Here is a 23963-nt window from a genome sequence, read left to right as displayed (position 1 = left end):
CGACGAGCGCGCTGAAGGCCCGGCGTTGACTATGGTCAATGCCGATCTGAAAAAATTCTGTGAAAAATCAGACAGTACTCAGGTTTTTCGAATTCAGGCCGAAAGCCTATCAGACAAGGCGTAAAAGTCGATCAAGCGCCCACAATTATAAAAAGCCCGGAGTGACAGGACGATGAACAGTTTGCGCAATATGTCGATCAGCCGGCGGCTCTGGCTGATCCTGATAGTCGCCGTGCTGATGCTGTTGGCTCTGGGTTTGCTGATGCTCAAGCAGATTCATGACGACCTTTACCAAGCCAAACGTCTACAAACCCAGCATGTAGTACAGACCGCCAGCGGCATTCTGACGTTTTATCACGGCCTCGAAACCACCGGTGTCATGACTCGCGAAGCCGCGCAGAAACAGGCCCTAAGCGCTGTGCGTGGGCTGCGCTACGATCATGACGACTACTTCTGGATCAACGACCTTACGCCCGTGATGGTCATGCACCCCGCCAACCCCAAGCTCGACGGCCAGAACCTCTCGGCCATCCGCGACCCCGATGGTTTCGCCATTTTCAACGAATTCGTGGTCCTGGCTAAGGCCAAAGGTGCCGGCATCGTCAACTACCGTTGGCCCAAGCCTGGCGCCGAAGCCCCGGTGGCCAAGACCTCGTATATCCAATTGTTCGAACCCTGGGGCTGGATTATCGGCTCTGGCGTGTATGTGGACGACGTCCAGGCCGAGTTCAACGGCCAGGTATGGAAAGCCTCGGTGATCGGCCTGGTGATCGCGTTGGTCATGGCCCTGCTGGTGACGTTGATTGCCCGCAGCATCGTGCAGCCGTTGCAGGCCGCGGTGAACGCCATGGGTAATATCGCCAGCGGCGAAAGCGACCTGACCCGCAGCCTCGACACCCACGGGCGCGATGAAGTCACCCTGCTGTCCCAGCACTTCAATACCTTTACTGCCAAGTTGCGCCAGGTGGTCAGCCAGTTGCAGGTGTGTGCCAACGCACTGGGCCAGTCCTCCCAGGAACTGGGCAACAATGCCAGCCAGGCCCACGACCGCAGCCAGCAGCAGTCGCAGCAGATGGAACTGGTGGCCACCGCTATCAATGAAGTCACCTACGGCGTGCAGGACGTGGCCAAGAACGCCGAACACGCCGCCAGCGAAATGCGCGACGCCCAGGCCCAGGCCCAGCAAGGCCAGGTCAATATTGACGGCAGCCTGCAACGGATCGATCAGCTTTCCACCACCATCAGCCAGGCGGTGGATGTGATTCGTACCTTGTCCAGCGAAAGCACCCAGATCGGCGGCGTGCTGGAGGTGATCCGCTCCATCGCCGACCAGACCAACCTGCTGGCGCTCAACGCTGCGATTGAAGCCGCGCGGGCCGGCGAACAAGGTCGGGGCTTCGCCGTGGTGGCCGACGAGGTGCGCCTGCTGGCTCAGCGCACACAGAAATCCACCGCCGAAATCCAAGTGATGATCGAGCGCCTGCAAGGTCACTCCGAAGCGGCGGTCAAGGTTATCAGCGACAGCCACACTGCATCCCAAGCGACCATCGAGCAAGCCGGTCTGGCCGGCGAAAGCCTGAACGCGATCGGCCAGGCCTTGCGCAATCTCAATGGCCTCAACGCCTCGATTGCCAGCGCCACCCTGCAACAGTCCCATGTGGTGGAAGACATCAACCAGAACGTCACCCAGGCGGCCGGCCTGTCCCACAGCACCGCGTTGGCGGCGGAACAATCGAGCCTGGCCAGCACCCAGCTGCGCAGCTTGAGCGAACAATTGGAAGGCTTGCTGCGTCAGTTCAAGGTCTAGCGCTACCCCGCTGTGGGAGGGGCTGGTTCCCTCCCCGGCGGCCTCTGTGTGTTTTGTAGATTGCACACCTCTGGGTACAATCCCCGCCCTCTTCCACTCTCCCAAGGAACCACCATGTCCGGGCTTGAACTGTTCGCCGCCGCGTTGGGGGTGATCGCTGTCTGGCTGACGGTCAAGCAGAACCCCTGGTGCTGGCCCATCGGTCTGGTGATGGTGCTGCTCTACACCTGGGTGTTCTACGACGTGAAATTGTATTCCGACATGCTGCTGCAAGTGGTCTACGCCGCCCTGCAAGTGTATGGCTGGTGGCAATGGACCCGCGCCGGCGAGGTCAAGCAAGGGCGTCAGGTCACCCGCCTGGGGGTGCCGGCCATCAGTGCCAGCCTGGCGCTGGGTGCGCTCGGCAGCCTGCTGTTGGGCGCGGCGATGGCGCACTGGACCGACGCCGCGCAACCCTGGCTCGACGCCGCACTCACCGGCTTCAGCCTGGTGGCACAGGTATGGATGGCGCAGAAACGCGTGCAGTGCTGGCCGTTGTGGATCGCCGTGGATGTGATTTTCGTCGGGCTGTTCCTCTACAAAGGTTTGTACCTCACCGCCGCACTCTATGCGCTGTTCACTGTGATTGCCGTGCAAGGCTGGCGCGAGTGGCGCGCCGACCCGGCGTTGCGCACATGAAAGTGGTGGTTTTGGCCGGCCCGGAATCCAGCGGTAAAAGCTGGCTGGCGGCGCAGTTGCAGGCGCAGTTTGGCGGCTTGATGGTCGGCGAATACGTGCGGTATTTCATTGATCATCACCAACGCGACACCTGCCTGGCGGACATCCCGGCCATCGCCCGCGGCCAACTGGCATGGGAAGATGCCGCCCGCGCCGAGCAGCCCGACCTGCTGATCCTCGACACCCACTTGCTGACCAACCGGCTATGGAGCCAGACCCTGTTCGGCGACTGTCCCGCCTGGCTTGAAGATGAATTGCTGGCCCGTCACTACGACCTGCATCTGCTGCTGTCGCCCGACGATGTGGAATGGACCGCCGACGGCCAGCGCTGCCAGCCGCACTTGGCCGACCGCCAGGCGTTTTTCCGGGCGGGCCTGGACTGGCTGCAACAGCACCGACAGCCAACAGTGGTGATCGGAGGCGATTGGGAGGAACGCCGGCAAGCGGCATTCGCGGCGGTGGGAAAACTGCTCACCCAGCCTCTGTAACAGCGAACGCGCCGACAGAGGCTGGGCGTGGATCAGTAGCCCAAGGACAACCCGGTATTACGACGTGGGTCATTGGCCCCGTAGAAGCGGTTGTTACCCACCGGTTTGCCGCCCAGCGACGGCGCCCCCACCAGGATCGCGGCCAGATGGTTGGCGTCCTGCGGCCCGGCGAACTTATGGCCCCAGCTCTCCAGAATCTTCTGGGTATCCGGACTCACCGCAAAGGTTTCCAGGTTGGTGGTCTCTGGCATCCACTGCTGATGGAAACGCGGCGCGTCCACCGCTTCCTGAATGTTCATCTTGTAGTCGATCACATTAAGGATCGTCAGCAACGTCGCGGTGATGATGCGGCTGCCGCCTGGCGTGCCCACCACCATCACGGCCTTGCCGTCCTTGGTCACGATGGTGGGGCTCATGGATGACAGCGGCGCCTTGCCAGGTGCGATGGCATTGGCTTCGCCTTGCACCAGGCCGTACATGTTCGGAACACCGACCTTGACGGTGAAGTCGTCCATTTCGTCATTGAGGATGACCCCGGTCTTGCTCGCCATCACGCCGGCACCGAACCAGTCGTTGAGGGTGTAGGTCACGGATACCGCATTGCCCCACTTGTCGACGATGGAATAGTGCGTGGTGTTGTTGCCCTCATGGGGCGCCACGCCAGGTTTGATCGCCTGGGAGTCGCCGGCCTTTTGCGGCTCGATGGCCGCGCGCAGCTTGGCGGCGTAGTCCTTGTCCAGCAGGTGGTCGATAGGGTTTTGTACGAAATCCGGATCGCCCAGGTAGCTGTTGCGGTCCACGTAAGCGTGACGCATCGCTTCAATCTGGTAGTGCAGGCCTTGGGCCGAGTGATAGCCCAGATCGGCCATCGGGTAGCCTTCGAGGATGTTCATGATCTGGCAGATCACCACGCCACCGGAGCTGGGCGGCGGCGCCGAGACCACATGGTAGCCGCGATAGTCGCATTCGATGGGCGCCAGTTCGCGGGTCTTGTACTTGTCCAGGTCGGCCTGGGTGATGATGCCCTTGCCGGCCTGGCTGGAATCCACCAATGCCTTGGCAACCCAGCCTTTATAGAAGCCGTCGCTGCCCTTGGCGGAAATTTCCTTGAGGGTTTTGGCCAGGTCTTTCTGCACCAATTTCTGGCCGACCTGCAGCGGCTGGCCGTTATGCAGGAAGATGCCGCGCATGTCCTTGTCTTTTTCGAACTCGCCGGTGGCGGTGTGCAACAGGTCGATATCGCCCTGCTCCAGGGCGAAGCCGTTTTCCGCCAGCTTGATTGCCGGAGCAATCACCTGGGAACGCTTGAGGGTTCCGTATTTGCTCAGTGCCAACTCCATGCCGGACACAGTACCGGGCACGCCGACCGCCAAATGGCCTTTGGCGCTGAGGCCTTCGACGACGTTGCCGTCCTTGTCCAGGTACATATCCGCAGTGGCGGCCAGCGGGGCTTTTTCGCGGAAATCGAGGAAGGTCTTGCGGCCGTCCGCCAACTGCACGGTCATGAAACCGCCGCCGCCCAAGTTGCCTGCCGCCGGGTACACCACCGCCAGCGCGTAGCCCACGGCTACCGCCGCGTCCACTGCGTTGCCTCCGGCTTTAAGCACATCCACGCCCACGTGGGTGGCCAAATGCTGGGCCGTGACCACCATGCCGTTTTCCCCGGCCACCGGGGCCTGGGACGCTGCGTGCACGCCGCTGACCGTCAACACCAGGGCAGTGGCAATCAATGTGCGGCTCAAAGGTTGGTATTTCATCCATGGCTACTCGGGTTGTTGAGATGCACCAAAATAGCCCGACTCAGATCCAAGCCCCAGCGCGGTGGCGTTTTTATTACAGAACTTGTCGGTCACGGGACGAAGCCATCAATATGCCTGTATTCAGGACCTGTCAGCACCGCTACTGGCATCTGGCATTTATCCCGTTAGAATCAGCCCCCCTGCCCTTTGAGACGAGCCGCCCATGAGCTTTGATTTCGACACGATCCACTCCCGCCTCGGCACCGGTAGTACCAAGTGGAGCCGTTACCCGGCAGACGTGCTGCCGATGTGGATCGCCGACATGGACATCGCCGCGCCGCCGGCGGTGCTGCAAGCCCTGCGCGAGCGTCTCGACCAGCAGATCCTCGGCTACAGCGTGGCCGGCCCGCAGGTGCGCCAAGCCATCGTCGACGATTTGTGGGCCAAGTACGCCTGGCGTGTGCTGCCCGAAGAACTGCTGTTCCTGCCCGGCGTCGAACCTGGCTTCAATATGGCGCTGCATGCCTTTGTGCAACCCGGCCAAGCGGTGGTGCTGCAAACCCCCAACTACCGGCCGATTCGCCTGGCGCCGGGGCACTGGAACCTGCCGCGCATCGAAGTGCCGTTTGAGTTCATCAACGGTGAATACCTGACACCTCTGCCCGCCATGCATCAGGCACTGAACGGCGCCGGCGCGCTGCTGCTGAGCAACCCGCACAATCCCATCGGCAAAGTATTCCCCCGCGAAGAACTGCTGGCCGTGGCCAACGCCTGCCTGGACAACGGCGCGGTGATCATCAGCGACGAAATCCATGCCGAACTGTGCTTCGATGGCCGCCGCCATATCCCCACCGCCAGCCTCAGCTCGCAGATCGCCCAGCGCACCATCACCCTGATGTCGGCGAGCAAGGCCTACAACGTGGCGGGCCTGAAGACCTGCTTTGCGGTGATCCAGAACGCCGAGATCCGCGAGCGTTTCAACAACGCGCGCTGCGGTATGGTCGACAGCGTCAGCCCACTGGGCCTGGAGGCCACGCGTGCCGCCTACAGCCAATGCGGCGAGTGGCTCGACGCGCTGGTCAAATACCTGCAAGCCAACCGTGATTACCTGCTCAATGCCGTGCAAACCCGATTGCCCGGCGTGGTGATGCATGCGCCCCAAGGCACGTTCCTGGCCTGGCTCGATTGCACGGCCTTGGGACTGGACGATCCGCAGCAGTTCTTTCTGGAACAGGCCAAGGTCGGCTTGAGCGCGGGGATCGAGTTCGGCGACGACAGCCAGCAATTCGTGCGCCTGAACTTCGGCTGCCCGCGGGCGATGTTGGAGGAAGGCTTGCAGCGCATGGAGCGGGCGTTGCGCGAGCGTTAACCGAGCGAGCCGGGTGCGACCCTCAGCTCAGGCGCCGACCTGGGGTCAGCGTCACCCAATAACGGGTGCGGGCATGTACCTCCAACCCTAACGTCGAGGCCAGCAGGTCGAGGATGCGATCGGTGTCCTCCAACCGAAAGCTGCCGGTGACCCGCAGCGCTTCCAGGCTCGGGTCCCAGCGCAGCACGCCAGGACGGTAGCGTTCCAGTTCCCGCAAAAAATCCCCCAGCGCCTGGTTCTGCGCGGTCAGTACTCCGTCGCGCCAGCCCAATTGCAGCACGTCGAACGGCACCCAGGCACCGAGCCCAGTGGCTTGCAAGGGCGCTTGCTGGCCGCCTTGCAACGTCGCCAATTGCCCGTTCAGGTCGCGTACCTGCACCGCCCCCTTGAGCACCGAGACGCGGCAACCGGCCGCCAGTTGCCGAACGCACACCTGGGCCTGACTGACCCGCAGTTGGCCATAACGCGTGTTTACGGTGAACGCCGAGTCGCCTGGCACATCAAGGGCCAGTTCACCGTCGACCAGAGTGATTTGCCGCTGCGCCAGGTCCATGTCCACCGCCGTGGCGGTGTTGAGCTGCAGGTTGGCGCCATCGGCTAACGGCAGGCGTTTGCGTTCGCCGGTGGCGGTATGCAGGTCGGCGCGCCAGGTTTCGAGCGGCAGCTGACGGCTGATCAGCCAGGCAGTCGGTACCAGCGCCGCCACCCCCAGCGCACGCTTGAGCACCGCGCGCCGCCCCGGTTGCGGGCGATCCAGACTGGCCATCGCCAGCGCCTGGGGCAAACCGTTGAAGCGCTGTCGCAAGGTCTGGGCTTTTTGCCAGGTCTGCTCATGCTGAGGATGGCTGTCGCGCCAGCGCTGCAACGCGGCGTGATCGCGCTCGGTGGCCGCGCCGGATTCCAGCAACGCCAACCACTGCGCCGCCGCGCGCGCGACATCGCGACTCACAGGTCCACCAGCAGGCAATGCTCATACGCCTGGGCCATGTAACGCTTGACCGTGCGTTCAGACACCTCAAGCCGCTCGGCAATCTCGCGATACCCCAGGCCTTCCAGTTGGCTCCAAAGAAACGCGCGGCGCACCAGCACCGGCAAACCGTCGAGCAACTCATCCAGGGCTTGCAGGGTTTCCAACAGCAGCCAACGCTGCTCTGGCGACGGCACGCAGGCTTCGGGCAACGTGGCCAAGGCATTCAGATAGGCCTGTTCCAGGCTGCGACGCTGATGGAAATTCACCAGCAAGCGCTTGCCCACCGTCACCAGATAAGCACGCGGTTCCTGCATCTGCGCAATGGGCTGGGCACTGGCCAATACCCGCAGGAACGTATCCTGGCTTAAGTCCGCCGCATCCCAGGCATTGCCCAAGCGCCGCCGCAGCCAGTTTTCCAACCAACTGCGATGATCGCGATACAAGCTCGACAGCGTCAGTTCAGCGGCTTGCGTAGGGACAACAGCATCATTCATGGCAAACAACCTGCGCAGCGCGAGTGAGTCTCAAATGAGATTAATTCTATTTAATATCGCGCCGGGATACCACGATCTTTCCTACAAATCTTTCTGAAAGGCGAGCCGTAACACTGCGCGGAGAAACACAGCCGTCATTCACCGCTATTTCAAAAGCCGCGTGTGCGCAACCACTGCAAAAAGCCTTTCTTCACTGGCACCACCGGAGCTTCCTGGGTCAGCGCCTGGGCGGCGTGTACGCGGAAATCCAGCAGGGTTTTCATGGCGTCGCCAATGTCGTGGCGCGCATCCAGGCACGGCGTCAGGTATTCCTTCTCGATGCGGTACAGGGTGCAGAAGGTCTTGGCGGTGAAATCCGCCAGGGTCGCCTCGTCGGACAGGATGCCCGCCTCGCCGATTACCTCGCCAGGGCCCATGCGCCCGGCTTCGAACTTATGCCCGCCTTTGGTGAGCATCACCGAGACCACTCCGGATTCGACGATAAACAAATGATCGCTAACCTCGCCCGCCGGCAGGATCATCTCGCCGGCGCGATAGGTGCTCAGGGTCATGTTTTGGCTGAAGGTTTCCTTCTCTTCCTGGCGCAGGGTGGAGAAAATCGTCGAGCTGTCCAACAGCGCCCGGGCCCGTGAGGTCACCACCGGCGTGGCGCTCTCGGTGGCCGACAACAGACTCACCCCGGCCGCTTGCAGATGACGGAATGCCAAGTCATACAGTTGGTTGCGTACTTCGCGTTTGAGTGGCATCGCCGGCACGAACCCGCTGATCTCGTATTCCACCCCGCCACTGGCGGACGTTTTGAACGCCACGCTGGGTGCCGGTTTGGCCAGCAACGGCCGGCAGCCTTGCATGGCGCGCTCCAACGCTTCGATCACCGTTTGCGGACGCGCATGGGGGCTGACTTGCAAGCTGACGGCCAAACCGAACATATCCGCCGGACGCGAAAAATTGATGATCTTAGCCTTGGCCGCCAGGGAATTGGGGATCACCGCCATGCTGCCCTGGGAGGTTTGCAGGCGTGTGGCGCGCCAGTCGATATCGGTGACGCGGCCTTCGGTGCCGTCGATGGAGATCCAGTCATCCAGTTGGTAAGGCTTGGTGGTGTTGAGCACGATTCCGGAAAATACATCGCTCAAGGTGCTTTGCAGCGCCAGGCCGACAATGATCGCCACCGCGCCGGACGTGGCGAGCACGCCTTTGACTGGCAGGTCGAGCACATAGGCCATGGCGGCGATGATCGCGATCAGGAAAATCACCGCGCCCATCAAATCCTGCAACAGCCGCCCGGTATGGCCGACCCGCTGCATCATCAAGGTGCCGAGCAATACCGTGAGCGTACGCGCCGCGAACAACCACCAGCCGATCTGCAACGCCGTGGCGGCTAGGTGCAGCGCGGTGTTGTCGGCATAAGGCGCCAACTGCATGGGGTTCATGCCGTCGTTAAACAATACGGCGCTGAACACCGCGAAAATCAGCAGCCGCGCCGCCAACTTCCAGTTGTCCAGGTTGGGGGAGATAAGTCGCCAAACGGCGATGTCGATCAGGATCAGCGCCAAGGCGCACAGCATCGGGTGATCAGCGATAAACGAGGGCATCCAGGCGACTCCAGGGCGAATGACGGGAAGATCGCATGAAATGAGATTGTCGGAAACAAATTGTATCGGGATGGGATGGGGCTGCTATGCAGCCCAGCGCAGGGCAAGCCTGCCCACCACAAAAAGCGCGCAAAAAACCGCATCTGTGCTGAGCGAGCTTGCCTCGCGCTAGGCCGGTTTATTCACCACAAAATTTGGGGCGCTTACATCCGCCCGAATTTGCCGGATTGGAAATCAGCAAACGCTTGGTGGATCTCCTGCTCGGTATTCATCACAAACGGCCCATGCCCAACGATGGGCTCATCAATCGGCTCGCCGCTGAGCAGCAACACCTTGGCGTCGTCGTTGGACTCCAATGTCACCTGGCGGCCATCGCGTTCGAACAGCGCCAATTGCCCTTGGCGTGCGATTTCCTGCCCATTGATCAGCAGCGTGCCGCGCAGGATCACCAGGGCGGTATTACGCCCTGCATGCAAGTCCAGGGTGACCGGCTTGCCCGGATTAAGGCGCAGATCCCACACATCAATAGGCGTAAAAGTGCGCGCCGGGCCGCTGGCACCGGCGAATTCACCGGCAATCAGGCGCAGCTGTCCGGCGTCGTTGGCCAGGGGCAGTACCGGGATATCGGCGTCGACAATTGTCTGATAACCCGCCTCGGCCATTTTGTCCTTGGCCGGCAGGTTGACCCACAGTTGCACCATCTCCAGCGCGCCGCCACGACGGGCAAAGGCTGGGGAATGGAATTCCTCATGCAGGATGCCCTTGGCGGCCGTCATCCATTGCACGTCGCCGGGGCCGATGGTGCCGCCGGCGCCGGTGGAATCACGGTGCTCGACTTCGCCGTCGTAAACGATGGTTACGGTTTCAAAACCGCGATGGGGATGCTGGCCGACACCGCGACGCTGTTCGGTCGGCGTGAATTCGGCCGGGCCGGCGTGATCCAGCAGCAGGAACGGGCTGATGTGTTTGCCTAGCGAGTCGTAGGAAAACAGCGTGCGCACTGGAAAACCATCCCCCACCCAATGACCGCGAGGACTGGTGTAGATACCGATTAACTTTTTCATGATGTACCTCCAAAGTGGGTACACCATAAGGCCGGCGAGGCGTAAGCACTAGACGGCAAACCTGGCCTGGATTGTCCTATGTATAGGACAGTTCAACAGGCAGGCGCGCGCGCACCGCCAACACCGACCAGCCAAACGCTTGATATATCACCAGCGCCCACACCCCGCCCAGCGCCATCAGCGTCACGCCCCTGGACACAATGCGCTGCGGGCCCAGGCGCATGATGGTGCGTCGGGTCTAGGTGGAACTGACGACCAGCCCAGACACTTGATCAACGGCCCACCGCCCATCGGCGCCACCACGATCGCATGGAGCATGCCGATTATGGCCAGTGCCAGATTGTCGAAACATCCCACATAACCGCCGGATAAGCTCTACTCCCCTGCCCTGCAAACCTCTGCAAAGTCCCTCGCCTGATCACACAGTGCGAGGGATTGCAGATGGTTTGTTTCGTGAAGCTTCTTGGCCGAGAGCGGAATGGTACAACTTAGAGAGTTCCAGAGATTCTCTACGTGACGTTTACGTTCTCGCTCAGGGCCGTTTGGAAAGGCGACCTCCCAAAAGCCAGCCGAGAAGCCCCATCAACAGGGTAAGAACACCCGCCACCTCACCGACTACCCAGCTCCTGTGGTGAGCGAGCTTGCCCGCGCTGGGCCGCGCAGCGGCCGGTCCGGACGTTGGGTATTTCAGGTGTGTCGGTGCTGTCTGTGTTTAGGGCTGCTACGCAGCCCAACGCAGGGCAAGCCTGCTCGCCACAACGACAGGCTCAAGTTCCGAGTAAACCTACGGCGCTCATCCGTAGGGAATGCGCCAGCGTAGCGCTGCTTTTTCACCCCACTCTCCCCCCCCACTAAACCGACCGCAACCAAGTCCCCTGCGCTGCGCTGACGCGGTTACGCCCGCCGCTTTTGGCCTGGTACAACGCCAGGTCGGCGTCGTTGAGCCAACTGATGGAGTCGGCGTGCCCCGATTGATAGGGCGCCAGGCCAATGCTCAGGCTGGCGCGCAGGGTCGGGTTTTGGTCGTAGGTCAGCGCATTGAAGCGATCGCGCAGCACATCCATAGCTTGCGTGGCACGGTTGAGCGGCATGTCCGACAGGATCACGCAGAATTCATCACCGCCATATCGCCCCGCCTGGTCGGTGCTGCGCAGGTTCTGGCGCAGTACCTTGCTGAGCTGGCGCAACACGATATCGCCTGTCACGTGGCCGTAGGTGTCATTGATAAGTTTGAAGTGGTCGATGTCGATCAGGGCAATCACCGCGCCCCGCTGTTCATCGCGACAACGCTGGAACTCGATTTCCAACTGATCTTTCCACGCACCGTGGTTGAGCAGGCCGGACAAGCTGTCAGTACGGCTCAGGGCCAGCAGTTCGCGCTTGTGCCGGGACAAGTTCTGAGCCTGTCGATAGCAGATCCAACCGAGCACCAATGGATACAGCATCAGGATCGGCAGGCAGGCGTATAGCTGGGCCTGGCTGGTCATGGCGATAAAACCCGGTGCTATCCACCACCACCCGATGGCGACACCCAGCGCCTGCGCCAGCCAGCCGGCCAACACAAAGCGCGGCCCGCCAATGGATACGTTGTTCATGGACATCATCGACAGCACGGTGACACTGGGCAGCGGATTGAACTGCATGGCGGCGACCCAGAAGCCGCCGCAAAACGAATCGAACAGCAGATGGCGGCGTTCGCTGCGTAGGGTTTGGCTGGTGCGTAGGGTCAGTTGGAATGACACGTGAGGCCAGACAAACGCATTGATCAGCATCCAGGCCCACACCCACGGCGGAGGCTCCAGGGGGTATATGGCAAAAACCACGCACACTACGCCCAGGGCCAATCCCAGGGCACGGGTTTTGTAGAGGCGAATGGCGAGCGGAAGTCCTTTTCCTCCGACGCTGGGCATGGCGGGGGTCAATCCTGGAGGAATGCCTGGAGTCTATCAGGGCGACGGCAAATTGCCACCACAGCCGACAGGGACGTTGCTCAGTGGGAAAAGCCCCGCGCCAGCATCAACGCCACACCCAACAACAAAACCGCCGTGGCGCGCTGCAACAACACGCGGCGCTGCGGGTTTTCCAGCACATGCTTGATGCGCTGGCCGAAGTAGCAATACAAGCAGCCACTGGCGAATTGCAGTAACAGAAAGGTCAGCCCGAGGATGGCGATGTCCGCCGCCGAGCTGTGCTCCCCGGCCCCGGCGAACTGCGGGAACACCGCGCTGAACATAATGATGGTCTTGGGGTTGGAAAACCCGGTCAGCAAGCCTTTGCCGAACAGGCTGCGCGGGCCTTCCACGCCGCCGGCCCTGTGGATCGACACGCCGTTGCTGGTCCACTGTTTGTAGGCCAAGTACAGGATGTAGGCCACGCCGACAAACTGGATGGTCTGGGTAATGGCGAGGTTGCCCTTGATCAGTTCCGAGAAGCCCACGGCAAAGATCAGGATCGAAATCAGGTACGACACACTGGCGCCGATCTGCGCCGGGATCGAACTGCGCAGGCCGTCCTTCAAGCCCAGGCTCAGCAAGAGCAGGGTCATGGGGCCAGGGCTGAAGGTCATGGTGGCGCAAAACAACAGAAAGTAGAGGAACGAAGAGAGTGTTAACGCGGTTGTCATGGTCCTGGACCTTGGGTAGGAGAGTCGACTTTCTTGGCCTTGAGCACCCTCTTTGGCTCTCAGCGGTTTTCTGGATGCGCACAGATAAGTCGTCATAAAAAATGCGGAACCCATTGCTCACTTGCAGGGAAATCGCCGTATCCAAGCGAGGTGGCCGGCAGTCTAGAGGAGCGACGTTGCACCAGGCAGGTAAAGTGATGCCTAATCCGGCCTCACTTCACCGGTAAAAGCACCAGCAAAGACAAGGAAGGTTAATGTTTGTATCCGCCATCGCCTTTGTGGACGGCACGCCGAAGGTGCAGCAGATCGTCGAAGCGTTCAGCCAGGCTATTGAAAACGGCGAATGGGCACCGGGTAGCAAATTGCCGTCGGTGCGCGAGTTGACCCAGACCCTGAGCGTCAGCAAATTCACCCTCAACGAAGCCCTCGACCGTCTGCGCGGCCGCAACCTGCTGACCTCCAGCCAGGGCCGCGGCTACTTTGTGGCGATGGACAGCACGCGGCCGGCCTCCTCTACCTGGGTCGACCTGCTGCCCCAAGACCTGCTCAGCGTCTTGCGTCGCCCGCTGGTGACGGCCGACAGCGACCTGCGCCCCGGCGGCGGCCATCTGCCCGAAACGTGGTTGAACGGCGAGGCGATCCGCCAGGCCATGCGCAGCGTGGTGCGCGCGCCGTCGCTGCGCATCGCTGGGCTGGGTACGCCGGCCGGTCTACTGCCGCTGCGCCAGGCCCTGCAACACAAGTTGCACGGTGACGGATTGTCGGTGCCGGTGGAGCAAATCATCACCACCCCCAACACCGTGCAAGGCTTGGACATGCTTATGCGCCTGCTGGCGCGCCCCGGCGATACGGTGTTGCTGGATGCGCCGTGTTATTTCAACTTCCACGCCAATCTGGCGCTGCATGGGGTCAAGGTGGTGACCATTGAGCGTCGCCCGGACGGCTTCGACTTTACCGCTCTGGAACAGCTGCTGGCCGAACACCGTCCCAGCCTGTACCTGACCACCAGCGTGCTGCATAACCCTACCGGCCATTCGTTCAGCCCGAGCCAAGCGTTCCGCCTGCTGCAGCTGACCCAGCATTACCACTGCCATATCGTCGAAGACGACCTCTACGGTGACTTGCACCCCAACCCGCCGCCACGCCTGGCCAGCCTCGCCGGTCTTGAGCAGGTGACTTACCTGTCGGGGTTTTCCAAGATCCTCAGCGCCAACACCCGCGTCAGCTACGTGGTGGCCGCGCCGCAATTGGCGGCCAACCTGACCAATATGAAGTTGATGAGCGGCGGCGTGACCTCGGAACTGTTCGAGCAAATCGTCTACCGCATGCTCAGCGAAGGCAGCTACGCCAAGCACCGCAAACGCATGGTGCAACGGCTGATGGAGGCCGGCGGTCGCGTGGAGCAATGGCTCAGGCGTTGTGGTTGTGAACTGCCAATGGCCTATGAAGGCGGCATGTTTATCTGGGCACGCCTGCCGCCGGAAGTGAACGGCGAACTGCTGGCCCAGGAGGCGTTGAAGCGCAGCATGGTGCTGGCGCCGGGGGCGTTATTCGGCTACGACCCGATCCATCGTGATTCGATGCGCTTTAATGTGGCCCACAGCGACGACCCACGCGTGCAACGTGTCTTCGAAGCCCTGCTGCGCGGGGGGGCCGGCAAGTCTGGCAACTGATCGCGCTAAGGCGATATGCCAGTTTTTTGCGTCGCCGTGTATCTGCCTGCGCCCAGATACACTGCAATACAAAACGTACAAGGCATCGCCGGCAACAGTGGCTAGACTGCGCCGCAACGAGCATTTAACGAGGAAGGCAGCATGGATCATGTCGATCATATCCTGATCGTCGATGACGACCGGGAGATCCGCGAACTGGTGGGCAATTACCTGAAAAAAAATGGCATGCGCACCACCGTGGTCGCCGATGGCCGGCAAATGCGCAGCTTCCTGGAAACCACCCCCGTGGATTTGATCGTGCTGGACATCATGATGCCCGGCGATGACGGTTTGCAGCTGTGCCGCGAGCTGCGGGTAGGCAAGCACAAGGCCACGCCGGTGCTGATGCTGACCGCCCGCAATGACGAAACCGACCGCATCATCGGCCTGGAAATGGGCGCCGACGATTACCTGGTCAAGCCCTTCGCGGCCCGTGAGCTGCTGGCACGTATCAATGCGGTGCTCCGCCGCACGCGCATGCTACCGCCCAACCTGGTGGTCACCGAAACCGGGCGCCTGATCCGCTTCGGTCGCTGGCGCCTGGACACCACCGCGCGCCACCTACTTGACGACGACGGCACCCTGGTGGCCCTGAGCGGTGCGGAATACCGTCTGTTGCGGGTGTTTCTCGACCACCCCCAACGGGTGCTCACTCGTGACCAATTACTCAACCTGACCCAGGGCCGCGACGCCGATCTGTTCGACCGTTCCATCGACTTGCTGGTCAGTCGCCTGCGCCAACGACTGTTGGATGATGCCCGTGAGCCGGCCTATATCAAGACCGTGCGCAGCGAGGGCTACGTGTTCTCACTGCCGGTGGAAATCCTTGAGGCCGATCAATGAGCCTGCGGCTCGGCTGGCCCCGCACCCTGGCGTCGCAATTGTCGCTGATTTTCCTGATCAGCCTGGTGTGCGCCCATGGGCTGTCGTTCAGTGCACAGTTTTACGAGCGCTATATCAGCGCGCGCACGACGATGCTGGGCAACCTGGAAAACGACGTGGCCACCTCGGTGGCGATCCTGGACCGCCTGCCTGCCGATGAGCGCGCCAGTTGGCTGCCACGCCTGAACCGCCAGAACTACCGTTACCTGCTCAACGCAGGCGAGCCGGGCCGCCCCTTGCCCAGCGATGACATGCCCATGGCCGCCACCTCGATTGCCGAGGCCCTGGGCGAGCGTTATGCGCTGACCTTTCGCGATATTCCGGGCGCGCAGAAGCATTTCCAGGCGCACCTGACACTGGCCGACGGGAGTCCGATCACCGTGGATGTGCGCCCCGCTGCCGTCCCGGTGGCCTATTGGCTACCGGTGGTGCTGGTGCTGCAACTGGCGCTGCTGCTGATCTGCACCGGGTTAGCCGTACGCCTGGCCATTCGCCCACTGACGCGCCTGGCCCATGCCGTGGAAACCCTGGATCCCAACGCACATCCCACGACACTCGATGAACGTGGGCCCACCGAAGTGGCCCATGCCGCAGCGGCGTTCAATCGCATGCAGCAACGGATCGCCGACTACCTCAAGGAACGCATGCAGATCCTCGCGGCGATTTCCCACGATCTGCAAACACCGATCACCCGTATGAAGCTGCGCGCCGAGTTCATGGAGGACTCCACCGACCGCGAAAAACTCTGGAACGACCTGGGGGAAATGGAGCACTTGGTACGCGAAGGCGTGGCCTATGCGCGCAGCGTCCACGGCGCCAGCGAAACCAGCCAGCGCATCGACCTGGACGCCTTTCTCGACAGCCTGGTGTTCGACTATCAAGACATGCACAAACAGGTCAGCCTCAGTGGCAAGAGCGCGGCGATACTCGACACGCGCCCCCACGCCCTGCGCCGGATTCTGGTGAACCTGGTGGACAATGCCCTCAAGTTCGCCGGCTCCGCCCATCTGGAAGTGGCGGCCCCCCCCAACGGTGAACTGTCGATCAAGGTACTGGATAACGGGCCAGGCATTGCCGAGGCTGAATTGCCCCAGGTGCTGCAACCCTTCTACCGCGTTGAAAGCTCACGCAATCGCGGCACCGGCGGCACCGGCCTGGGCCTGGCCATCGCGCAACAGTTGGCCGTGGCCATCGGCGGTGCGCTGACCTTGAGCAACCGCCCCGAGGGCGGGCTCTGCGCGCAAGTCAGGTTGCCCCTGTAAGGGTGCGACGACGTAACCAGCTCGGTCCGTTGACCAACCCTGTTACACACCATATAGTGTGCCCACAAACAAAACAGACCACTACATAGTGTGCGCCATCGGTGCTTACCGACCACACTCTGCGCAGTATTTCAATGCCTTGAAGCCTGCAAATCATCTATTTTTTGCACGGGCCCACCCCCGTCAGACCAGACCAGGAAGGAATATTTCGATGCTGAGTTGGGATGAAGTCGACAACGAAGACACCGGCCCAGCGGTGATCAAAGGCGCCAACGCCGGCCACGCCACCGAAGCCAACATGGACCGCCTCGACGGTGCCGGCGCCGCCGCCGCCATTGAAGCCCGCGCCGTCACCGCCAGTGACTCCGCCGCCATCGTGCGCGCCAAGGCCGCCCTGGACAAACTCGACATCGCCGAAGGCCTCGCCGAACTCGAAGGCGCCTCCGCCCGCGTCGCCGTCGACGAAAAGCGCATGATCAACTGCCGCGCCGACCTCAACCAACTCGTGCCCTTCAAGTACGACTGGGCCTGGCAAAAGTACCTCGACGGCTGCGCCAACCACTGGATGCCGCAAGAGGTCAACATGACCGCCGACATCGCCCTGTGGAAAAACCCCGAAGGCCTTACCGACGACGAACGCCGTATCGTCATGCGTAACCTGGGCTTCTTCTCCACTGCGGATTCGTTGGTCGCCAACAACCTAGTGCTGGCCGTGTACCGCCTGATCACCAACCCGGAGTGCCGCCAGTACATCCTGCGCCAGGCCTTCGAAGAGGCGATCCACACCCACGCCTACCAGTACTGCATCGAATCGTTGGCCATGGATGAAGGCGAGATCTTCAACATGTACCACGAGATCCCATCGGTGGCGAAGAAAGCCGCCTGGGGCCTGAAGTACACCCGTTCGATCTCCGATCCGAAGTTCGAAACCGGCACCGTCGACACCGACAAAGAACTGCTGCGCAACCTGGTCGCTTATTACTGCGTACTCGAAGGCATCTTCTTCTATTGCGGCTTCACCCAGATCCTCTCCATGGGCCGCCGCAACAAAATGACCGGCGTGGCCGAGCAGTTCCAATACATCCTGCGCGATGAGTCGATGCACCTGAACTTCGGTATCGACGTGATCAACCAGATCAAAATCGAAAACCCACACCTGTGGGATGCCGAGATGAAGGAAGAAGCGAACCAGATGATCCTGCAAGGTACCCAACTGGAGATCGAATACGCGCGCGACACCATGCCGCGCGGTGTATTGGGCATGAATGCGGCGATGATGGAGGATTACCTCAAGTTCATCGCCAATCGTCGCCTGTCGCAGATTGGCTTGAAGGAAGAGTATCCGGGGACCACCAACCCGTTCCCTTGGATGAGCGAGATCATGGACTTGAAGAAAGAGAAAAACTTCTTCGAAACCCGCGTGATCGAGTACCAGACCGGCGGTGCGCTGAGCTGGGATTGATCCACAAACACGCATCAATGTGGGAGCGGGCTTGCCCGCCCCAACATGGGCGCCGCGGTGCGCTACAGACTTTGCTAATAGCCTTCTATGCCTAACCAAACCATCAAGACCCCCTGCGTCGGCCTGTGCTCCACCGTGTACGGTGACCTGGTCTGCCGGGGTTGCAAGCGTTATCACCATGAAGTGATCCAGTGGAATGGCTACAACGCCGAGGAAAAGCGCGCGGTGTGGCAGCGTCTGGAGCAGTTGCTGGTGCAGGTGATGGCCAGCAAGTTGGAAGTGTTCGACCCCCAGCGCTTGCGTCAGCAGCTGCAGGACCGCCAGATCCGTTTTATGCCCCAGCAGTCGCCATATTGCTGGGCGTATCAGTTGATCGCGCGCGGTGCGCGGGTGATCTCCCGCCTGGACGCTTACGGTCTGGCGCTGTTGCCGGAGTTTCGCGAACGCCATCTGGCGGATTTGCGCGATGCCATCGATCGGGAGTTTTTCCTGTTGTCCGAGGCGCATTACCAGCGATATATCGCGCCGAATTTCCTCAAGGACGCCTTTGGGCCTGCTCTGATTGCCGCCATGTAGCGCTCGAATTCAGGCCGTTGTGTGTCACTTAATACCGCTCCATTCCTCGCGTGTGGTTAAAATGCCGCCCGCTCAATCACCGACGCTCAACGATGACCCCAGACGCACTCGCTACCCTCCACGCTCACCTGCTGACGGCCCTGGCCAACCCGCCCAGTGAAACCCGACGCCTGTTCCACGGCCGCGGCCGTTGCTGGCCGGGCCTGGAGCAACTGACGGTGGATTGGCTGCAAGGCGTGCTGCTGGTCTCGCTATTCAAGGAACCGCAGGCGGCACAGCTGGAAGCCCTGAAACAGCTGCTGCAAAGCGAGTTCAGCGCTTACACAATCGCCCTGCAACACCGTTACTTGCCACAAAGCACCACCGAATGGCTGGTGGGGCAAGCGATCGACGAGCGGATCATCACCGAGGGTGGCCTGCGTTACCTGATCGACCTGGGTAAAAAGCAGAACACCGGGTTGTTCCTCGATATGCGCTACGGGCGCCAATGGGTGCGCGAACAGGCCAAGGGCCAGCGCGTGCTCAATCTGTTTGCCTACACCTGCGGCTTTTCCGTGGCGGCCATCGAAGGCGGTGCCGAGCACGTGGTGAATCTGGACATGGCACGCGGCGCCCTGAGCCGTGGCCGCGACAATCATCGGCTCAACGGCCATGACCTGAGCCGCGTCACGTTTCTGGGCCATGACCTGTTCAAATCCTGGGCAAAAGTGATCAACAACGGCCCCTATGATCTGGTGATCATCGACCCGCCATCGTTCCAGAAAGGCAGTTTTCTGCTGACCAAGGACTATCAGCGCGTGCTGCGACGCCTGCCGGAACTGCTGACCGCTCAGGGCACGGTGCTGGCGTGCATGAACGATCCGGCCTTCGGCGAAGACTTCCTGATCGATGGCGTGACTCGCGAAGCGCCGGGGCTGCATTTCGTGCAGCGCCTGGCGAACCCGCCGGAATTTCCCGACATCGACCCACAAAGTGGCCTCAAAGCCCTGGTGTTTCGCCAGGGCTGATGCCGAAACGTCCTACGCTTGCTACCCTAAGCAAGACGCCGGGCGGTGAACCTTATCCCCCCCTTCCCGGTCGATACCTGCATTCCCCGGCCAGACTCGACCGCGTCACGTTGTCGGCTGCCCCGTTCCACCTTTGGAGAACCGCCCGTGATATCGACCCTGCATGTAGCCAGAATCAAAGCCTGGGGCGCCCACGGCTTTACCGCCACCGGTGTGGTCCTGGCCTTCCTGGCCACCCTGGCCCTGCTGGAAAACTCGCCCAAGGCTTGCCTGCTGTGGCTGGGCCTGGCGCTGGTGGTGGATGGCCTCGACGGCTCCCTGGCGCGGCGGGTCAATGTCAGCACGGTGCTGCCGAGCTTCGACGGTTCGGTGCTGGATTTGGTGATCGATTACCTCACCTACGTGTTTATCCCCGCGCTGTTTATCTACCGCTACATCGACCTGCCGGACTTCACCCATCTGTTTACCGTGTCGGTGATCCTGGTGTCGTCGTTGTTCTGCTTCTGCAACGTCAACATGAAAAGCAAGGACAACTATTTCGTCGGCTTCCCCGCCGCCTGGAACGTGGTAGCCCTGTGCGTGTACATCATCCAGCCGGACGCGTGGGTCACCTTGCTGACGGTCATCGGTTTGGCCCTGCTGACCGTCACGCCGATGAAGTTTCTGCACCCGTTTCGGGTCAAGCGCTTTATGCCGATCAATATCGCGGTGACCACCATCTGGTTGCTGTGCAGCTTTTTGATGGTCGTGGATTATCCCAACACCAATCCGTGGACATTCGGCTTGTGGTCGCTGATGTCGGCATACTTTCTGGGGATTTGCATCTGGCGCACCGCGCTGGAGTGGCTGGGCAACCACAAATAGCCAAATAGGTGGGAGGGGGCTGTCCCCGATTGCGATGTGTCAATCAGCTTATCTGTCACTGATACACCGCAATCGGGGGTAAGCACCCTCCCATAGTTGGTTCTGCATACATTCGGCAGGTAAGATGGCGACCTTCCGCATAGCGCCCTGCCAACCATAAGCCCTGCCCATGCCCTTCGAACTCAGCGTTGATCTCACCACCCTCGCCATCCTCGCCGTCGTGGCCTTTATCGCCGGTTTTATCGATGCCATCGCCGGCGGTGGCGGGCTGTTGACCACCCCGGCGCTGCTCACCGCCGGCATGCCGCCGCACTTGGTGCTGGGCACCAACAAGCTCAGTTCCACGTTCGGCTCGGCCACCGCCAGTTTTACTTTTTACCGCCGCAAGCTGTTTCACCCGCGTCAATGGATGCACGCCATCGTCGGCACGCTGGTGGGCGCGCTGGCCGGTGCGGTGGTCGCCCACTACCTGCCAGCCGAGGCCCTGAACAAAATGCTGCCGGTGATCGTATTCGCCTGCGGCCTGTACCTGTTGTTCGGCGGCACGCCCAAGGCGCCGCTGGATGTCGACGCGCCGATCAAGAAAAAGTGGCAGGCCACCCAAGGCTTCGGCCTGGGCTTCTACGATGGCGTAGCAGGCCCGGGCACCGGGGCGTTCTGGACCGTCAGCACCCTGCTGCTGCACCCCATCGACCTGGTCAAGGCCAGCGGTGTGGCACGCAGCATGAACTTCGTCAGCAACGCGGCAGCGCTGTCGGTGTTTATCTTCAACGGTTCGGTGGACTGGATAGTCGGCCTGGCGATGGGGATTTCGGTAATGGGCGGGGCCTTCTTTGGCGCTCGCAGCGCGATCAGCGGCGGCGCCAAATTCATTCGTCCGGTGTTTATCACCGTGGTACTCGGCCTGACCGTGCGCTTAGCCTGGCAGCACTGGTTCAGCGTGGCCTAAGCGGCGCGCCACATAGAGGTCGATCAGGTAGCGCGCAATCGAACGCGACGCCGGCAACGGCGGCAGGTCATGGATGTTGAACCACTGCGCGTCCTCGATCTCGTCGGCCTGGGGCACGATGTCGCCACCGGCGTACTCGGCATGGAAGCCGAGCATCATCGAATGGGGGAACGGCCAGCACTGGCTGCCCATGTACTGGATATTCTGCACCTCCACCTGCACTTCCTCGCGCACCTCGCGAATCAGGCAGTCTTCGGCCGACTCCCCCGGCTCGGCAAACCCGGCCAACGTGCTATAGACCCCGGTCACAAAACGCGGCGAACGGGCCAGCAGGATTTCGTCGCCACGGGTCACCAGCACGATCATGCTCGGCGAGATGCGCGGGTAACTGCGCAGGTCGCACGCCTGGCAATACATTGCGCGTTCCCGTGGCACTTGCACCATGGCCAGGCCGCAGCTGCCGCAAAAGCGGTGCTCGCGGGCCCAGGTGCCGATCTGCGCGGCGTAACCCAGCACTTTGTACAGGGTGTGATCGCCTTGCAGCATAAAACCGCGCAAGCCCTGCCAACTGCAGCCGAGCACATCGCTGGGGGCGTTGAGCTCCAGCAGGTACACCGGCTCGCCGTCGAGGTGGCCGATACCGTGTTCGGCGAACACCGAAAGGTCCTGACGCTTGAGCCACTCCCGCGGAAACAGCGGGCCATTGGCGTCATGTAAAAAGCCTTCGCGGCTGCGGGCGACAGCCCAGCCGCCAGGGGTGTCGTTGTCCAGAAGCGTTGTGGTAATCCAGCCTGGGGTCATGTCTATCAATCCACGAATTCGGGTGTCTGCTTGCTCATATGGGCCGCGATGGCCACACGCAGGTCGTTGGATTGCAACATAGCCGAGTTCCAGGTGGCAACGTATTCCAGCCCGTCATTGACTGTATGGTCACGCATATAGCTGATCATTGCCTTGGTGCCGGTGACGGCAATCGGCGATTTGGCCGCGATGTCCCGGGCGATCTCCAGCACGCCGGCCAACAGGCTGTCGTGATCGGCATACACACGGTTGACCAGGCCGATGCTGCGCGCCTCTTCTGCACCGAACATGCGCCCGGTGTAAGCCAGTTCGCGCAGCATACCGTCGCCGATGATGCGCGGCAGGCGTTGCAGCGTGCCGACGTCGGCGGCCATGCCGATATCGATTTCCTTGATGGAGAACTGCGCATCTTCGGCGGCATAGCGCATGTCACAGGCACTGATCAGGTCGATCGCGCCACCGATGCAATAGCCCTGGATCGCCGCCAGCACTGGCTTGCGGCAATTGTCCAGGGCATTGAACGAAGCTTGCAGTTCGAGAATCTTGCGCCGCAGCAAGCGCGCGTTGCGGCCCACGTCTTTGCCCAGGTCATTGGCCACCGAGGCCAGCATCATCAGGTCGATACCGGAGGAAAAATGCTTGCCGGCACCGCTGAGCACCACGGCGCGCACGGCGTCGGTGTCGTCGATCCATTGGAAAATGTCGATGATCTCGGTCCAGAACGCGGCGTTCATCGCGTTGATTTTTTCCGGGCGGTTGATCTGCACATGGGCAACGTTGCCGTTGAGTTCGACGACAAAGGCTTGGTATTCGGACATGGCCATGATCCCTGACTGGCGAAGGTGAAGGCCCAGACTATAACAAGGGTGCGCGACGGCGCATCGGCCAAAAGCGGGACTGGCCAGCGGGATGGAAAAGAGGCTGGATAAAACCCGGCGCACACGCCATCCTTCGTGCTTTGAGCCGCGCAGTGCGCGGCGTTCGACGTTTAAAGGATATGCCCATGCACGCCCAGCCCCTCGCCCCCGCCGATTTCGCCGCCCTGGAAGACACCCTGCTCAAGTACGGCGATGACCACTCCGTGTTGAACGTGGCCGAACTCGACGGCTACTTCACCGCGCTGGTCTCCGGCCCGGCGCCGGTAGACATCGCCGAGTGGTTTCCGGCGATCTGGGGCGGCCAGAACCCCGAGTGGGAAAGCGCCGACGAGGCGCAGCAGTTTCTGGACCTGTGCGTGCGCCACCTCAACACCCTGGCGGCGCAACTGGCCGGCGACGCCCCGGGCTTCACGCCGCGCTTTGACGAAACCGAGCATCGGGCACAGACGGTGACCCTGGCTGAAGAATGGTGCTTTGGCTACATCCGTGGCGCTGCCATCGGTAACTGGCCGCCGCTGCCGACCGAACAGGCAGCGAATCTGGAGAAAATCTCCTGGTGCGCCGAACAGGACAACTTCGAATTGCCCGCCGACCTGGATATCCAGGCCCACCAGCAGCGCGCCGGCCAGATCGAACCGGCAGCGCGGGCGTTGCATGATTACTGGTCGAGCCAGCGCTAAGCCTCGACAGCACGGCATCAATGC

General features: G+C 61.6%; 23 protein-coding genes and 1 pseudogene. 14 read left to right on the top strand and 10 right to left on the bottom strand.

Features of this window, described 5'->3' with window-relative positions; all coding sequences use genetic code 11:
• Positions 1-172: 172 nt before the first annotated feature.
• The 4 genes and pseudogenes from HRH33_RS26745 to HRH33_RS12785 form a co-directional block, all read left to right on the top strand.
• Positions 173-952 (top strand): annotated as a pseudogene (locus HRH33_RS26745) (cache domain-containing protein); the annotation flags it as partial.
• Positions 953-1072: 120 nt separating this feature from the next.
• Positions 1073-1807, top strand: coding sequence for a methyl-accepting chemotaxis protein (locus HRH33_RS26740; RefSeq protein WP_371264001.1), 735 nt, complete (start codon positions 1073-1075; stop codon positions 1805-1807).
• Between the two features lie 114 nt (positions 1808-1921).
• Positions 1922-2485, top strand: a complete 564-nt coding sequence (gene pnuC / locus HRH33_RS12790) for a nicotinamide riboside transporter PnuC (protein WP_034138206.1) — start codon at positions 1922-1924, stop codon at positions 2483-2485.
• Positions 2482-3012 carry an AAA family ATPase gene (locus HRH33_RS12785; protein WP_167418594.1) on the top strand — a complete coding sequence of 177 codons (531 nt, stop codon included), beginning with the start codon at positions 2482-2484 and terminating at the stop codon, positions 3010-3012. The genes pnuC and HRH33_RS12785 overlap by 4 nt, the downstream gene beginning before the upstream one ends.
• Positions 3013-3044: 32 nt before the next feature.
• Here the strand turns inward: HRH33_RS12785 and ggt are convergent, their stop codons facing one another.
• Positions 3045-4769 (bottom strand): gamma-glutamyltransferase, encoded by a 1725-nt coding sequence (gene ggt / locus HRH33_RS12780; protein ID WP_167418593.1) that lies wholly within the window; start codon positions 4767-4769, stop codon positions 3045-3047.
• 205 nt (positions 4770-4974) lie between these two features.
• Here ggt and HRH33_RS12775 point away from each other — a divergent pair, with 205 nt between their 5' ends.
• Positions 4975-6120: a MalY/PatB family protein gene (locus HRH33_RS12775; protein ID WP_167418592.1), complete on the top strand. Its 1146-nt coding sequence runs from the start codon at positions 4975-4977 to the stop codon at positions 6118-6120.
• Between the two features lie 22 nt (positions 6121-6142).
• Here the strand turns inward: HRH33_RS12775 and HRH33_RS12770 are convergent, their stop codons facing one another.
• From HRH33_RS12770 to HRH33_RS12740, 7 genes are all read right to left on the bottom strand, one after another.
• Positions 6143-7069, bottom strand: coding sequence for a FecR domain-containing protein (locus HRH33_RS12770; RefSeq protein WP_167418591.1), 927 nt, complete (start codon positions 7067-7069; stop codon positions 6143-6145).
• Positions 7066-7584 (bottom strand): sigma-70 family RNA polymerase sigma factor, encoded by a 519-nt coding sequence (locus HRH33_RS12765; RefSeq protein ID WP_034097412.1) that lies wholly within the window; start codon positions 7582-7584, stop codon positions 7066-7068. The genes HRH33_RS12770 and HRH33_RS12765 overlap by 4 nt, the downstream gene beginning before the upstream one ends.
• A gap of 149 nt (positions 7585-7733) precedes the next feature.
• Complete coding sequence (locus HRH33_RS12760) at positions 7734-9179, bottom strand: mechanosensitive ion channel family protein (RefSeq protein ID WP_167418590.1); 1446 nt, start codon at positions 9177-9179, stop codon at positions 7734-7736.
• Positions 9180-9382: 203 nt separating this feature from the next.
• Positions 9383-10243, bottom strand: coding sequence for a pirin family protein (locus HRH33_RS12755; protein WP_034097405.1), 861 nt, complete (start codon positions 10241-10243; stop codon positions 9383-9385).
• A 76-nt stretch (positions 10244-10319) separates the two neighbouring features.
• Positions 10320-10466, bottom strand: a complete 147-nt coding sequence (locus HRH33_RS12750) for a hypothetical protein (RefSeq protein ID WP_167418589.1) — start codon at positions 10464-10466, stop codon at positions 10320-10322.
• 628 nt (positions 10467-11094) lie between these two features.
• A complete protein-coding gene (locus HRH33_RS12745) occupies positions 11095-12153 on the bottom strand; it encodes a diguanylate cyclase (protein WP_167418588.1) in 1059 nt (352 codons plus the stop codon).
• 80 nt (positions 12154-12233) lie between these two features.
• Positions 12234-12866, bottom strand: coding sequence for a LysE family translocator (locus HRH33_RS12740; RefSeq protein ID WP_167418587.1), 633 nt, complete (start codon positions 12864-12866; stop codon positions 12234-12236).
• A 254-nt stretch (positions 12867-13120) separates the two neighbouring features.
• Here HRH33_RS12740 and HRH33_RS12735 point away from each other — a divergent pair, with 254 nt between their 5' ends.
• The 8 genes from HRH33_RS12735 (at position 13121) to HRH33_RS12700 (ending at position 21580) form a co-directional block, all read left to right on the top strand.
• Positions 13121-14539, top strand: coding sequence for an aminotransferase-like domain-containing protein (locus tag HRH33_RS12735; protein WP_167418586.1), 1419 nt, complete (start codon positions 13121-13123; stop codon positions 14537-14539).
• Between the two features lie 141 nt (positions 14540-14680).
• Positions 14681-15421: a response regulator gene (locus HRH33_RS12730; protein ID WP_034138008.1), complete on the top strand. Its 741-nt coding sequence runs from the start codon at positions 14681-14683 to the stop codon at positions 15419-15421.
• On the top strand, positions 15418-16722 hold the full coding sequence (locus tag HRH33_RS12725) for an ATP-binding protein (RefSeq protein WP_167418585.1): 1305 nt from the start codon (positions 15418-15420) through the stop codon (positions 16720-16722). Before HRH33_RS12730 ends, HRH33_RS12725 begins: the two co-directional genes overlap by 4 nt.
• 211 nt (positions 16723-16933) lie before the next feature.
• Positions 16934-18184 carry a ribonucleotide-diphosphate reductase subunit beta gene (locus HRH33_RS12720; RefSeq protein WP_173603455.1) on the top strand — a complete coding sequence of 417 codons (1251 nt, stop codon included), beginning with the start codon at positions 16934-16936 and terminating at the stop codon, positions 18182-18184.
• Positions 18185-18271: 87 nt separating this feature from the next.
• Positions 18272-18760 (top strand): DUF1289 domain-containing protein, encoded by a 489-nt coding sequence (locus HRH33_RS12715; RefSeq protein ID WP_034137998.1) that lies wholly within the window; start codon positions 18272-18274, stop codon positions 18758-18760.
• Positions 18761-18852: 92 nt separating this feature from the next.
• Positions 18853-19767: a class I SAM-dependent methyltransferase gene (locus HRH33_RS12710; protein ID WP_123479722.1), complete on the top strand. Its 915-nt coding sequence runs from the start codon at positions 18853-18855 to the stop codon at positions 19765-19767.
• Positions 19768-19914: 147 nt separating this feature from the next.
• The gene (gene pcsA / locus HRH33_RS12705; protein ID WP_034137996.1) at positions 19915-20631 is read left to right on the top strand and encodes a phosphatidylcholine synthase; all 717 of its coding nucleotides are present in this window, start codon (positions 19915-19917) and stop codon (positions 20629-20631) included.
• Positions 20632-20800: 169 nt separating this feature from the next.
• Positions 20801-21580, top strand: coding sequence for a TSUP family transporter (locus HRH33_RS12700; protein ID WP_094066925.1), 780 nt, complete (start codon positions 20801-20803; stop codon positions 21578-21580).
• Here the strand turns inward: HRH33_RS12700 and nudC are convergent.
• Positions 21548-22381, bottom strand: a complete 834-nt coding sequence (nudC, locus tag HRH33_RS12695; RefSeq protein WP_034097183.1) for an NAD(+) diphosphatase — start codon at positions 22379-22381, stop codon at positions 21548-21550. The two genes, HRH33_RS12700 and nudC, sit on opposite strands and share 33 nt — an antisense overlap.
• A 5-nt stretch (positions 22382-22386) precedes the next feature.
• A complete protein-coding gene (locus tag HRH33_RS12690) occupies positions 22387-23199 on the bottom strand; it encodes a crotonase/enoyl-CoA hydratase family protein (RefSeq protein ID WP_167418309.1) in 813 nt (270 codons plus the stop codon).
• A 185-nt stretch (positions 23200-23384) separates the two neighbouring features.
• On the opposite strand from HRH33_RS12690, the gene HRH33_RS12685 reads away from it, so the two are divergent.
• Positions 23385-23939 (top strand): UPF0149 family protein, encoded by a 555-nt coding sequence (locus HRH33_RS12685; RefSeq protein WP_034137994.1) that lies wholly within the window; start codon positions 23385-23387, stop codon positions 23937-23939.
• Positions 23940-23963 lie beyond the last annotated feature (24 nt).

It is taken from the genome of Pseudomonas rhodesiae, assembly GCF_013285305.1.
Taxonomy (GTDB): domain Bacteria; phylum Pseudomonadota; class Gammaproteobacteria; order Pseudomonadales; family Pseudomonadaceae; genus Aquipseudomonas; species Aquipseudomonas rhodesiae.
This window is presented reverse-complemented; position numbering and strand designations above follow the sequence as displayed.

Coding starts and splice junctions, on each gene's coding strand:
- pnuC (WP_034138206.1), top strand. CDS start 1,922: ATGTCCGGGCTTGAACTGTTCGCCGCCGCGTTGGGGGTGATCGCTGTC.
- HRH33_RS12710 (WP_123479722.1), top strand. CDS start 18,853: ATGACCCCAGACGCACTCGCTACCCTCCACGCTCACCTGCTGACGGCC.
- HRH33_RS12735 (WP_167418586.1), top strand. CDS start 13,121: ATGTTTGTATCCGCCATCGCCTTTGTGGACGGCACGCCGAAGGTGCAG.
- HRH33_RS12730 (WP_034138008.1), top strand. CDS start 14,681: ATGGATCATGTCGATCATATCCTGATCGTCGATGACGACCGGGAGATC.
- HRH33_RS12755 (WP_034097405.1), bottom strand. CDS start 10,243: ATGAAAAAGTTAATCGGTATCTACACCAGTCCTCGCGGTCATTGGGTG.
- HRH33_RS12775 (WP_167418592.1), top strand. CDS start 4,975: ATGAGCTTTGATTTCGACACGATCCACTCCCGCCTCGGCACCGGTAGT.
- HRH33_RS12685 (WP_034137994.1), top strand. CDS start 23,385: ATGCACGCCCAGCCCCTCGCCCCCGCCGATTTCGCCGCCCTGGAAGAC.
- HRH33_RS12785 (WP_167418594.1), top strand. CDS start 2,482: ATGAAAGTGGTGGTTTTGGCCGGCCCGGAATCCAGCGGTAAAAGCTGG.
- HRH33_RS12740 (WP_167418587.1), bottom strand. CDS start 12,866: ATGACAACCGCGTTAACACTCTCTTCGTTCCTCTACTTTCTGTTGTTT.
- HRH33_RS12725 (WP_167418585.1), top strand. CDS start 15,418: ATGAGCCTGCGGCTCGGCTGGCCCCGCACCCTGGCGTCGCAATTGTCG.
- HRH33_RS12715 (WP_034137998.1), top strand. CDS start 18,272: ATGCCTAACCAAACCATCAAGACCCCCTGCGTCGGCCTGTGCTCCACC.
- HRH33_RS12745 (WP_167418588.1), bottom strand. CDS start 12,153: ATGCCCAGCGTCGGAGGAAAAGGACTTCCGCTCGCCATTCGCCTCTAC.
- HRH33_RS12690 (WP_167418309.1), bottom strand. CDS start 23,199: ATGTCCGAATACCAAGCCTTTGTCGTCGAACTCAACGGCAACGTTGCC.
- HRH33_RS12750 (WP_167418589.1), bottom strand. CDS start 10,466: ATGCGCCTGGGCCCGCAGCGCATTGTGTCCAGGGGCGTGACGCTGATG.
- HRH33_RS12765 (WP_034097412.1), bottom strand. CDS start 7,584: ATGAATGATGCTGTTGTCCCTACGCAAGCCGCTGAACTGACGCTGTCG.
- HRH33_RS26740 (WP_371264001.1), top strand. CDS start 1,073: ATGGAACTGGTGGCCACCGCTATCAATGAAGTCACCTACGGCGTGCAG.
- nudC (WP_034097183.1), bottom strand. CDS start 22,381: ATGACCCCAGGCTGGATTACCACAACGCTTCTGGACAACGACACCCCT.
- HRH33_RS12720 (WP_173603455.1), top strand. CDS start 16,934: ATGCTGAGTTGGGATGAAGTCGACAACGAAGACACCGGCCCAGCGGTG.
- HRH33_RS12700 (WP_094066925.1), top strand. CDS start 20,801: ATGCCCTTCGAACTCAGCGTTGATCTCACCACCCTCGCCATCCTCGCC.
- ggt (WP_167418593.1), bottom strand. CDS start 4,769: ATGAAATACCAACCTTTGAGCCGCACATTGATTGCCACTGCCCTGGTG.
- HRH33_RS12760 (WP_167418590.1), bottom strand. CDS start 9,179: ATGCCCTCGTTTATCGCTGATCACCCGATGCTGTGCGCCTTGGCGCTG.